We start from the raw sequence: 12,093 nt of genomic DNA, 5'->3' as shown, positions 1-12,093 counted from the left end.
AACCAAGACAGGCTTTAGATTTGAAGGTGTATTGTTTGCATAATTTGCTAAAGCCGTAAAAGGTGAGTTGGTAACTCACCTTTGTATGGACTATATATTTATCTTGATTCAATTGGCGTGTAGCTGCGCGCATCTGGCCCTGTGTAATCCGCACTTGGGCGAATAATACGGTTATTTGCGCGCTGTTCTTTTACGTGAGCTGTCCAACCGGTTACTCGGCTCATTACAAAGATAGGCGTGAACAACTTAGTAGGAATACCCATAAAGTGGTACGCCGATGCATGGAAGAAATCGGCATTACAGAATAACTTCTTCTCACGCCACATTACTTCTTCACAGCGAACTGATACTGGGTAAAGCACATCGTCACCCACTTCTGCGGCTAATTTTTCAGACCATTTTTTAATAATTACATTACGCGGATCCGACTCACGGTAAATAGCGTGGCCAAAGCCCATAATTTTATCTTTACGCTCAAGCATGCCCATAAGCGCGTCTTCAGCTTGATCAGCACTGCTAAAGCCTTCAATCATATCCATTGCCGCTTCATTAGCACCACCATGCAGTGGACCACGTAAGGTACCAATTGCACCAGTTACACAAGAATGGATATCTGAAAGCGTTGATGCACATACGCGACCGGTAAAGGTAGAGGCATTAAACTCATGCTCTGCGTACAAAATTAGTGATACATTCATCACTTGTGCAAATAATTCACTTGGTGCTTTATCGTGTAATAGCGTTAAAAAGTGTGCGCCAACTGAGTCATCATCCGTTTGGGTTTCAATACGAACACCGTCATGAGTAAAACGATACCAGTAACAAATAATACTTGGGAAAATTGCCACCATGCGGTCAATCGCATCATTTGCTTCGCTAAAGTCGTTTTCCATTTCAAGGTTACCTAGCATAGAACACCCAGTACGCATTACATCCATTGGGTGTGCGTCTTTAGGAATGTTCTCAAGCACTGTTTTTAGTGCCTCTGGTAAACCACGTAAGCTCTTAAGTTTAGCTTTATAATCAGCCAGCTCTGTTGTGGTTGGTAGCTCGCCGCGTGAAAGTAAAAACGACACTTCTTCAAACTGCGCTTTTTCGGCCAGTTCGCTAATGTCGTAACCACAGTAAGTTAAACCTGAGCCTGTTTGTCCTACTGTACATAATGCTGTTTGTCCTGCTACTTGGCCACGTAAGCCTGCGCCACCTAATGCTTTATCTACCATGATTTGTCTCCTGTTGAATTTTTTATTATTTGTCAGATTTTGCTGAAAAAAGGTTATCGAGCGTGTTTTCGTACGAGTGATAATCTAAAAAGTCGTAAAGCTCTGCACGCGTTTGCATGTTTTCAATTTGGCTTTGTTGCGACCCTTCATTCAAAATAGCCGAGTAAACATTGAGTGCCGCTTTGTTCATTGCTCTAAAGGCACTCAATGGGTAAAGCACCATTTCTACACCGACATCGCTTAACTGCTCTTTAGTGTAAATAGGGGTTTGGCCAAACTCGGTAATGTTGGCTAAAATCGGCACATTAATCGCTTTGCTAAATGCTTGGTAATCAGCAAGGTCATGAACGGCTTCTGCAAAAATGGCATCGGCACCCGCTTCAACACAGGCAGCGGCACGGTCTATTGCTGCATTTAAGCCTTCTTTTTGAAATGCATCAGTACGCGCCATAATGTAAAAATCGCTATCAGTTTTTGCATCTACTGCGGCTTTAATGCGGTCAACCATTTCAGCTTGGGTAACTATTTCTTTATTAGGACGGTGACCACAACGCTTTTGCGCTACTTGGTCTTCAATATGAAAGCCTGCTGCACCCGCTTTGGTCATTTCTTTAACGGTACGGGCAATATTAAAGGCTCCGCCCCAGCCTGTATCGGCATCTACTAACAAAGGTAAATCGCTAGCACCGGTAATACGGCGAATATCTTCAAGTACGTTATCAAGGCTGGTCATGCCTAAATCTGGCATACCAAATGAGGCATTAGCCACACCTGCACCCGATAAGTAAATAGCTTGATGGCCCATTTTTTCTGCCATCATTGCGGTATACGCGTTAATAGTACCCACAACTTGTAACGGGTGGTTATTTGCAATTGCCTGTTTAAATTTTAATCCTGCTGACATTACCTTCTCCTAACTTTGAACGGGGCTGCTCTTTGGCAGCTTAGTATTTTTAATAATGTTACATCTGTACTAGGGTCTATTGACCTTTCAAGGTTTAATCCGCAAAGGTCAACAGAATCTAGTTAGCCACTTCATTTTGAGTGGCTTGTACTGATTGATATCCATCAAATTTTGTTTGTATATTTGCTTGGGAAGCACTGATATGGCGCTTCATTAGCATTTCGGCCAGCTCCCCATCATGATTCTCTATGGCGTTTATAATCGCTAAATGTTCGTCAAACGCTTTCGATACGCGTGGCCCAACCATGCCCATTTGAACACGGTACATTCTTATTAACTGGTATAGGTCGTGGCATAACAAATGAATTAAGTGAGCGTTTTTACTGCCTTTGATTATTCGATAATGAAAGTCTAAGTCGCCGGCTTCTTGATAGTACGACTCACCTTCTTTAACACGCTGAGTGTGCAAATGCTGATTCAGTAATTGTTTCAACCCTTGAACTTCATCAGGTTCCATATTGTCGGCAGCTAACCTACAAGCAAGTCCTTCAAGGGCACTGCGTACTTGATACACTTCAATTAAACGCTCTGCGGTTAATGCCACAACGCGACAACCTATATTGGCTTTGCGCTCAACTAAGTAACAACTTTCTAAACGGTTTAATGCCTCTCTGAGGGTTGCACGGCTTACACCATAACGCTTTGCCAGTTCTGGCTCTGATATTTTACTGCCTTGTGCAATGCTGCCTTCTACAATTTCGCGGCGCATATCTACAAACACTTTATCGGAAGCGGTTGTAACTGCGGTGTCGTTTAAAAAGTGCTGTGTCATAAAGTATTTTTATATTGTCGACAATTTATGGGTTAACTATGTGCTTATTAGCTAACAGTGTCAACCCTAAAAGCACTAAGAATGAGTAAAAAACCATCAAATTGTCGACAGCATTAGCTAAAAGTATAATAAAAATTAGCATTGAATGCGTTTTACACAATAAGATGTCGACACTTTCAAAGCGCTGCTATTTCGTTTTTATCACTGAAAAAAATCGTCAAAAATGCTATTATCCGGCTTTAAATTTTATTGTATGAGCCAAATCGTGGACGCTAACACTTATATTCCAGAGCAATTTATTGATGACGTAAAAACTTATCTGCCTGATCACCTTACATTAGATGATTTTTTAAATGCCTGTCGTCGGCCTTTACGTAAGTCTGTTCGCGTTAATACATTAAAAATGAGTGTTGAAGAATTTAAACGCCATGCAGCTCAAAAAAATTGGCAACTCACTGCCATTCCCTGGTGCGATGAAGGTTTTTGGCTAGAGCGCCCAAACGATGAAGAGCAAAATTTAGCGCTAGGTAATACCGACTTACATTTAAGCGGCGCAATGTACGTACAAGAAGCAAGCTCAATGTTGCCGCCAATGGCACTAAAGCAAAGTATTAAAACCAGTAACACAGTACTCGATATGGCCTCGGCACCGGGTTCTAAAACCTCACAACTGGCTGCACTAATGAACAATCAAGGTGTATTGGTTGCAAATGAGTTGTCGTCATCGCGCTTAAAAGTACTTAGTGCCACGCTAAAGCGCATGGGTGTTGGTAATTGTGCGTTATCGCATTTTGATGGCGTGGTATTTGGTAATTATATGTTTGAATGCTTTGATAGTATTTTGCTTGATGCGCCCTGCTCGGGTGAAGGCACAGTTCGTAAAGACAGCGATGCACTAAAAAATTGGTCTATTGAATCAAACATTACCATTGCCCAAGTACAAAAAGATCTGATTAAAAGTGCATTTTATGCACTTAAACCTGGCGGCACGCTGGTGTATTCAACCTGTACATTAACCCCTCTCGAAAACCAGCAAGTGTGTGATGCATTGCTAGAAGAATTTGGCGAATACATCGCGCCAGAGCCTTTAAATGACCTTTTCCCTGGCGCCGAAAAAGCCACTACAGACGAGGGTTACTTACATGTTTGGCCGCAAACCTTCGACAGCGAAGGCTTTTTTATTGCTAAATTTAAAAAGCACAGCAGCTGCGAAAACCAAAATCTAAAAGTAAAAAAAGGCGCATTCCCCTTTACTGATTTTGATAGTAAACAGCAAAGTGCGTTTATGAGCTCTCTCAAAAAGCAATTTGGTTTAACAAGCCTGCCAGGCACTTTAATGCAACGCGACAAAGAGCTTTGGCTGTTCCCAGATGAATTTGAAGCAATACAAAACAAAATTAAATACGCGCGGTTAGGTATTCAGGTAGGTGTTATTCATAAAAACGGCGTGCGCCTCGCCCATGAATTTGCCACCGTATTTGGTAAGCAATGTAAAAGCAATGTACTGGAACTAACCAATCAGCAGGCCAGTGATTACTTTAATGGCAAAGACATTCGTTTGGATGAGGTTGTTAAGGCAACTGGCGAAGTGATCCTGACCTTATGTGGTTGCCCTATTGGTTTAGGAAAGTGGCAAAAAAATAAGGTAAAAAACTCACTACCTAGAGATTTGGTGCAAAACACGCAGTTAATAAACTGGGAGTAAACTCTAACTTAAGTGTGCATAACAATTGTAACCCACTGTAATTATTGCAGTATAAAAAATGAGCAAAAATGTGTATTTTTGAAGCTTTTGACTATACTTAAATAACTTTCTTCTTCTCCCTAAGAATCTGAAAGTGTCTTTAGTTAGCGCAGGGCTCACATATGAGCCCCTCTATAACCCAGAGTTCCTTATAGCTCTGGGTCTTTTTTTGTCTAGGTGAAAGTTAACGGGCGTCGGGGATCGGGTTACGAGCTTAATCACTCTCCCAACCCTATATTACAATAAGAGCTTAGTGATTTATTTACCACAGAGGATAGGAGCACACAAAGAAAGTAATTAAAGACAAAGGTTAAAGAACTGTTGTTAGTACTTAGATTTCCAAAATCGAAGCTTTCTCTGCGTGTAGTGCGAAGCGCCTCGGTATTCTCTGTGGTTCAAAAAAGGTTAAAGTTTAGAATTAACGAGGTTCAAGGCCCGTTACCCGACCCCCGTTACTCGATGCCTGTTACTCGAAGCTCGCAACCCGTAGCTCGCGTTTTAACCACAGTATTTATTAAACATCCAACTGCCTCTAACCGCCTCAAAATGAGTGCCAAATTGAAGCGATAAACACACAATTGGCAAACGGTTCATTTCTTTAGCCATACTAAAAATTTTATTAAATTTATAACCATATTTAGAGGCTAATTTAAGCTCGTTCACATAAAGGGCTTTGTAGGTGGGTGGTAGTTCATTCCAGTGCATTAACGCAATTTGAATAATACCTAAATGAACATCCAGCTTATATGGGCCAACTTTTTTAGCTTGCTGAATATAATTATATACTCGCTCTGTTGGCCCCTCTTGATAGCTGACAACTTGCGCCAAACTTATCCAGGTTAGTGCCCAAGTTTGTCTTAACTCAACCGACTTTAACAACGCTTGCTCAGCGTGTTGATATGTTTGCTGAGTATGTTCGGTTTGCTCAATTGATGTTGTATCAGTACCGGCTAAACCTAGCATTTTTATATGGGCTAAAAAGTGCCAATAATGAGGATGCTCAGGATCCATATTAGTAGCCAAGGTAATCGCATTTTCTGCCGCCTGAAGCGATGAGCCAGACAAAGCGCCACCTGACTCTTGCACAATATTTAGCGCATTAAAGTACCACGCATTTGCGCGCATACTTTGCATACTTGTATAAGCAATAACAAGTACCATCATGGCTAAAATAACAGCAGGCACTACCTTGAACATGTTTAATTTAGTCATTAAATAAACACTCGGTTAGTTGCAACGGGTTAGTTACAAAAAGCGCTGTGGCCTGCTCTTCACCTAATAATTGCGCTACTGTTTTTCTAGCTTGGCTTAAAATAGGCGGTCGACGTTTGACTGAATGAGCGTCAGAGGCAACATAGCTAACTAAACCATCTTTGAGCATTTGCAAAGAAATTGCTTGAGCGCTTTCGCCCCACTCACCTTCAATACTCGATGCCGTTAGCTGAAAATCACAGCCTAACTGCTTTAAGTGTTCAATGTAATAAAGGTTTGACTGAATATCGCGGTTACGCTCAGGATGCGGAATAATGACGCGTATATTTTGTTTGGCGAGCCACTGAATAAACTTATCGTAACCTTGTGGCATGTGTGAATGCGGTAGCTCCAATAACAATACGTTTTTGCCTGCTATTTTACCAATAAAAGGTAGTTTATTAGCCATCACCATTGCCATAAGTTCTACGTCTAAACGTACTTCAGCAGCGGCAGCTAATTTTACATTAATCCCTTCATTTTTTGCATTTTGTTGTAAGTTTGCCAAATTATCATTAATAACAGACATCGAATTATTAAAGCGGCCTACATGTATATGCGGCGTTGCTACCATATGCGTAATGCCATCGTTTTCAGCCAATTTTAAAAGCGCTAAAGATTCTGTTAAATCTTTAGCGCCATCATCAATACTCGGCAAAATATGCGTATGAATATCAATCATAAACTAACTTAGCTACACTTGTGGCTTTTCAGGTTGCTGTGAGTAATCGTAATAATCATAGTAGCCATGGCTATGCTCATCTTTAGATTTACTCATATCAACCTTATTAAGTACCACACCAGCAACGTGGGCTTTTACTTCAAATAAACGCTCAAGGCCCGCTGTAATTGGTTTAATACGAGTAATATCAGATTTAACAACATAAACTACCGAGTCAACACTTTGCGCAATTACCAATGCATCGCTTACGGCTTGTGTAGGCGGTGTATCAACAATAATATGGTCGTACTGCACTTTTAAATCGCTAAGTAACTCAGCAAATCGTGGATTTGATAACAGCTCAAGTGGATTCGACGGTATTTGCCCGCTTGGCATAATTGTAACACCCGATTGCGCATCAACATGAATACATTCCGCTAATTGCTCAGTGCCTATCATTAAATTACTTAAACCAGGATGAAATACCGGTATATCAAATCGTTTAGCTAACGTTGGTTTACGTAAATCAGCATCAATTAATAATACTTTACCCATTTGTGCCAACGACATCGCTAAATTGGCAGAGGTGGTCGTTTTACCCTCTCCTGGTGAGGTAGAGGTAACCGCAATAACTTGATGCGCTCGGTCAAGATGAGTTAACAACAAACTAGTGCGGAAGGTACGTACCGATTCGGCAAAACGACGATAGGTATCCTCTAAATAAGCATGGATCGGAAAATAGCTCTTTTTAGGAACCACAACATGCGGTAATAACCCTAACATACGTTGAGCGAGTTTATTTTCTACATCATTTTTATTCTTAACTGTGTCGTTTAAGGCATCAAAAACAAAAGTCATTACTACCGCAAAACCAAAACTAGCAACAAAGGCTAAAATAACAATCAGCTTTTTGTTAGGTTTACTTGGGTTTCGTGGAGCGTAAGCTCGGTCTGTAAAACGAGCTGCTGCTGAGCTAAAGTCACTGGTTACTTCGGTTTCTTTAGAGCGTGACAAAAAAGTATTAAAAATATTACGGTTTGTTTCAACTTCTCGCTTAAGTTGGTTATATTGGGTTTCTTTGCGAGTAATATCTTGATATTCAGCACGAATTTTAGCTAAATCGCGCTCAAGCGCATTTACAGTTCGCGTTGTTCTATTTAGCTCTTTTTCAATACCGGTAATTAAGCCTTTAATTTGCTTATTAAGGTTAGTTTTAACTGTAGCAAGTTCAGATTTAGCTGAAATCATTTTTGGATGTTTAGGGCCGTAAACTTCACTAAGCTCACTTACTTTTCGCTCAACCAATACAACTTCGCGTTTAACATCTTGTACAACGCGGTGTGAGGTAATTTCGGGCATGCTACCAAGTAGTTCTATGTTGTCGTTGCCATATTCGTTAATAACACGGTTAATACTTTCAAGGTTATTTTTAGCCGCACGCGCATCAACTAACTGCTTTGAAGTTTGCTCAAGCTCTTGAGTAACAAGCCCTGCAATACCTTCTATATCAACCAGCTTTTGCGCTTCTCGGTAAGCTTGTAAACGCACTTCAGAGCTATCTAGTTGTATACGCAATTCAGATAAACGCGTGTTTAACCAGCTTGATGCTTGCTGGGTTATACCCATTTTAGCGCGCATTTGGCTTTCTATGTAAACTTCGCCGACCGTATTTGCCACCAAAGCGGCTAACTTAGGATCGCTCGACTCAAAACTTACACGCACTAATTGCGTTTTCATTATAGGAGAGACACTCAAACGCGATTTGAATGCAGCAAGCAAACCTAACATTTCTCGCTCTGCTTGCTCTTCTTCGCTAAGAACAGAGCCTTCTTTTTTATTCAAAAAAGGTAACAGCTGCTTAGCCATACCTTTTAACTCACCTGTAAGCGAAGGCTTAGCAATAAAGTCAGTATGCTGTTTTAAATTAAGCTTAGTAATTACCTCACGAGCAATGCTGTTTGACTTAATTACTTCAAACTGGGTTAAGTAATATTCTTTTTTTGTAGAGTCTAAGCCATATATTTCATCAAAGCTTACAGCCTTAGTTTGCTCCGACTCAATTAATAAAGTAGCTGTGGCTACATACTTAGGCACCAAAGTTAAAGCAACCATTATAGTCAGTAATGTAACTACAATAGCAAAACCTAAAATTTTCCATTTACTTTGCTTAATTACATTAAGATAAGCACCTAAATCAATAACTTCCTCGTTGTTGCTAGGTTTTTCAGAGTGTGTATTCATTTTGTTATTACTGCCTTAAACCGCTTAAAACAAGCGTTGCTCTATTTTTATGGTGTCACCCGCTGCAATTTGGCTATTTAAACTACCTTTTTGTTGCTGCTGTTTGGTTTGCTCTTTAAAAATAAATATTTTATCAACCGAGGCACGCTCGGTTAATCCACCGGCAAGAGCTATCGCTTGGTTTACCGTCATAGCAGGTTGGTAAGGGTAACCACCTGGCTTTTTAACTTCACCATGTATGTAAAAAGGGCGGTATTCTACCACTTGCGCGTACACATTAGGGTTAACTAAATAATCAGGCTGTAAACCACTAATTATTGTTTGTTCAACTTGCGAAACGCTTAAGCCAACTAGTTTAACCTTACCTAAAAACGGGTAGTTAATCTCACCGCTATTACCAAGCAGTGAGGTTACATTTAAGTCTGGCTGACCAAACACTTTAATTTCTATTTTGTCACCTGCGCCTAATATGTAGTTTTGCGAATCACTCGCAAAACTACCAAAGCTGAATAATAATATTAGGCAAACTAAAATTTTAACCTTCATTCATTACCCTTTAATGCAAATGTAAAGTTAAGACCAACAATAACACGATCAAACTCAATATCAGCTTGAGTTGAATTACGATCAATAAATTCAACATAACCTGTTAGCATGCCAAAGTTATTAGCTAAATAATTTAAGCCTAGGCGGGCATTTTTAACTTTATCTTTTCGGTTAAAGTTACCTGAGTACTGTTGGTCAACATAATTAGCGCTTACTACAGAGCTTAAATATTCGCTCCAATCATGCTGCCATGTTGCACCGTAAACACTTTCACGAATGTAATCGCCTTGCACTAAAGGGTCTTTGGCTGCACGGCTGGTAACTAGTTGCAAGGTTGAATAACTCAACGGCTTCCAAACTGCAGCAGCTTCCCAACTTAAGCCACTAAAGTTATCACGCTGGTTCGACTCAAAATCTTTATTTTGGTAACCCACTTTAAACGAGCCAGTAGTAACCGCTGTTGCTTCCCACTCCATACCTAATAATACTTTAACGTCATTTGAATCACGGGAAATACCGTTTGAGTCAATTACATCGTATTGATAGTTTTCTTGCTTTACCTCTAAAAAGGCACGCGTACCTGCTTGAGTATTATAATAACCTGTAATGCCTAGCATAGGCTTATCGTAATCACGAAATTGCGATATGGCCGTAAAGTTTTGGTAATTTTTATTATAATAACCTGCGGTTAAAGCAAACATTGCTTTAGAGCTAACAGCACCGTATTCATAGCGAGCTGTTAGGTTTTGCTGCTGGTAATGAACGAGCTCATCAACAACATTACCTTGACCTTCAGTTAAACCCGCACCGCGTGGCTCGTATAACCAGTCAGCATTACCAGTTACATCTAAGCGGTGTTGGCTAGTAAATTCTTTGTGTACACCCGCACCAACATTAACTTGAGTAAAATTATCAGTAGTGTCTTTATTATGAAACGACGTGCTTGACGCTATATCAAGTTTATAGCTGTCGGGGCCATCTTCAATTAAGGCATTTAAACTTGGCGCTATGTTCCATATTAAACGCGACTCGGTGTTTTCTGGAGTGCTGAAGAAGTTATCGTTACTACTTACACCAAGCTGCAGCATTGGCGTAACTTCAGCGCCATCTTTAGTCATTACACTGCCAGGCTGTAGTTCTACTGCCGATACAGGTGCAGAAACCCCTAACGCAATGAGTAAAGCGGTAATTGTATTAGTACGCATTTTCACTTTTAAATCCCTTAAAAATTGTCATAAAAATTATTTTCACATCAAACCACAAAGACCAATGTTTAATGTAATGTAAGTCGTATTCAACTCGCTTAGCCATTTTATCAAGTGTATCGGTTTCGCCGCGCCAGCCATTAATTTGTGCCCAACCGGTAATACCCGGTTTAGTTTTATGCCTAAACATATAAAATTCTACTTTTTGGCGATACTCTTCATTATGCGCAACCGCATGGGGGCGAGGGCCAACAATAGACATATCGCCTTTTAAAACATTTATAAACTGTGGTAGCTCATCAAGGCTAGTGCGGCGCAAAAAGCCACCTAACGGTGTTATGCGAGCATCGTTTTTAGTTGCCTGAGTCACCACATCGCTGTTTTCGGTCACTGTCATAGAGCGAAACTTCCACACTTTTATTTTTTGCCCATCTAAACCGTAGCGGTCTTGCTTAAAAATTATGGGCCCTTTAGATGTCAGCTTTATTGCAGCTGCAATCGCTAATAAAACCGGGGTTATTAAGGTAACAATAATGGCTGAAACTACTATATCTTCTGTGCGTTTAATAAATTCATGGGCGCCAATGCATGGTGCTTCAAATACACTTAGTGTGTCTACATCACCCACGTGTTCAATACGAGCATGTATTAAGTTTGAGAGTAAAAAGTCGGGCACTACGTGCACATCTACCGTGGTATTACCTAGCTGCAATAAAATATCAGCAATGCGTTTTTGCGCTTTCATAGGCAGTGCAATATAAAGAATGTCTATTTCACCCTGTCGAGCTGCATCTACAGCGCTTTGTATTGTTCCTTCAACACCTTGGTGTTCCAGTTGTTCAAACAAGCGTTCAGGGTTTCTATCGTCATAAAAACCTTTAAAGTTAAAACCTAACTCATCGTGTTTAACAATTTCAGTATGTAAGTATGCAGCAGATTCTGTTGCGCCAATAATGGCAACATTACGTTGAGATAAGCCTAATTTACGGCGACTACGCTTATACAAATAAACACCCAAGCGCCACATATATAAAAACGTAACACTTAGCGTAAACCAAATAGCTATTCCCACTCGAGAGAGCGACTCGGTAAACTTAAATAAAAAAGAAATAATCAGTAAAAACGCAAAGGCAATTAGAACGCTGCCCCATGCACACATTACCATTGTTCTAAACTTGCCAGCGCGCCAAGAGCGATAGGTAGAAAAGAGCTCAGCACTGTATAAATAGCTGAGCGCAACTGTAAGCGCAGAAGCGGCATAAATAGGAGTGAGTTTAAAATTGTAAAGTAGGGCTGCGCACTGAAACGCTAAAAACAATGCAAATATATCAAATAATCGGTAAAAATTGGCATCAGAGGAACCTGAAGGTTTAAAAGTCCTTGGAGATGTCATTTCGCTTAATTCCTTATAGCTAATTCAGTGTGAGTGGCACCTCACAAAATCCACGGGGATGATATAGTATTAGCTAATTTTGTTCAATTGCTG

10 protein-coding genes are annotated in these 12,093 nt (G+C 40.3%); 1 reads left to right on the top strand and 9 read right to left on the bottom strand.

From position 1 onward, the window contains the following. Positions 1-98: 98 nt before the first annotated feature. The 3 genes from prpC to AB8618_RS06110 all read right to left on the bottom strand — a co-directional run bounded on the left by prpC (position 99) and on the right by AB8618_RS06110 (position 2,959). Positions 99-1,223: a bifunctional 2-methylcitrate synthase/citrate synthase gene (prpC, locus tag AB8618_RS06120; RefSeq protein ID WP_413401768.1), complete on the bottom strand. Its 1,125-nt coding sequence runs from the start codon at positions 1,221-1,223 to the stop codon at positions 99-101. A 25-nt stretch (positions 1,224-1,248) separates the two neighbouring features. Continuing rightward, entirely contained in the window at positions 1,249-2,127 is an 879-nt protein-coding gene (gene prpB, locus AB8618_RS06115; protein WP_008109898.1) for a methylisocitrate lyase, read from the bottom strand. A gap of 118 nt (positions 2,128-2,245) precedes the next feature. Further along, positions 2,246-2,959: a GntR family transcriptional regulator gene (locus AB8618_RS06110; RefSeq protein WP_413401766.1), complete on the bottom strand. Its 714-nt coding sequence runs from the start codon at positions 2,957-2,959 to the stop codon at positions 2,246-2,248. 265 nt (positions 2,960-3,224) lie between these two features. Here AB8618_RS06110 and rsmF point away from each other — a divergent pair, with 265 nt between their 5' ends. Then, on the top strand, positions 3,225-4,664 hold the full coding sequence (gene rsmF / locus AB8618_RS06105; RefSeq protein ID WP_413402834.1) for a 16S rRNA (cytosine(1407)-C(5))-methyltransferase RsmF: 1,440 nt from the start codon (positions 3,225-3,227) through the stop codon (positions 4,662-4,664). A 537-nt stretch (positions 4,665-5,201) separates the two neighbouring features. Here rsmF and AB8618_RS06100 read toward each other — a convergent pair. From AB8618_RS06100 to AB8618_RS06075, 6 genes are read right to left on the bottom strand one after another with little or no spacing between them, the layout of a single operon-like run. Further along, a complete protein-coding gene (locus tag AB8618_RS06100; RefSeq protein WP_409425220.1) occupies positions 5,202-5,915 on the bottom strand; it encodes a VpsP family polysaccharide biosynthesis protein in 714 nt (237 codons plus the stop codon). Next, on the bottom strand, positions 5,908-6,636 hold the full coding sequence (locus AB8618_RS06095; protein WP_409425219.1) for a tyrosine-protein phosphatase: 729 nt from the start codon (positions 6,634-6,636) through the stop codon (positions 5,908-5,910). The genes AB8618_RS06100 and AB8618_RS06095 overlap by 8 nt, the downstream gene beginning before the upstream one ends. Before the next feature lie 12 nt (positions 6,637-6,648). Further along, a complete protein-coding gene (locus tag AB8618_RS06090) occupies positions 6,649-8,856 on the bottom strand; it encodes a GumC family protein (protein WP_413401763.1) in 2,208 nt (735 codons plus the stop codon). A 24-nt stretch (positions 8,857-8,880) separates the two neighbouring features. After that, complete coding sequence (locus AB8618_RS06085) at positions 8,881-9,402, bottom strand: polysaccharide biosynthesis/export family protein (RefSeq protein ID WP_413401761.1); 522 nt, start codon at positions 9,400-9,402, stop codon at positions 8,881-8,883. Then, on the bottom strand, positions 9,399-10,613 hold the full coding sequence (locus AB8618_RS06080) for an outer membrane beta-barrel protein (protein ID WP_413401759.1): 1,215 nt from the start codon (positions 10,611-10,613) through the stop codon (positions 9,399-9,401). Before AB8618_RS06080 ends, AB8618_RS06085 begins: the two co-directional genes overlap by 4 nt. Next, positions 10,597-12,000, bottom strand: a complete 1,404-nt coding sequence (locus AB8618_RS06075; RefSeq protein WP_409425215.1) for an undecaprenyl-phosphate glucose phosphotransferase — start codon at positions 11,998-12,000, stop codon at positions 10,597-10,599. Before AB8618_RS06075 ends, AB8618_RS06080 begins: the two co-directional genes overlap by 17 nt. Between the last annotated feature and the right edge of the window lie 93 nt (positions 12,001-12,093).

It is taken from the genome of Pseudoalteromonas sp. RW-H-Ap-1, assembly GCF_048318575.1.
Lineage (GTDB): Bacteria > Pseudomonadota > Gammaproteobacteria > Enterobacterales > Alteromonadaceae > Pseudoalteromonas.
Note: the sequence above shows the minus strand (reverse complement) of the source record. Positions and strands in the feature narration are given on the sequence as shown.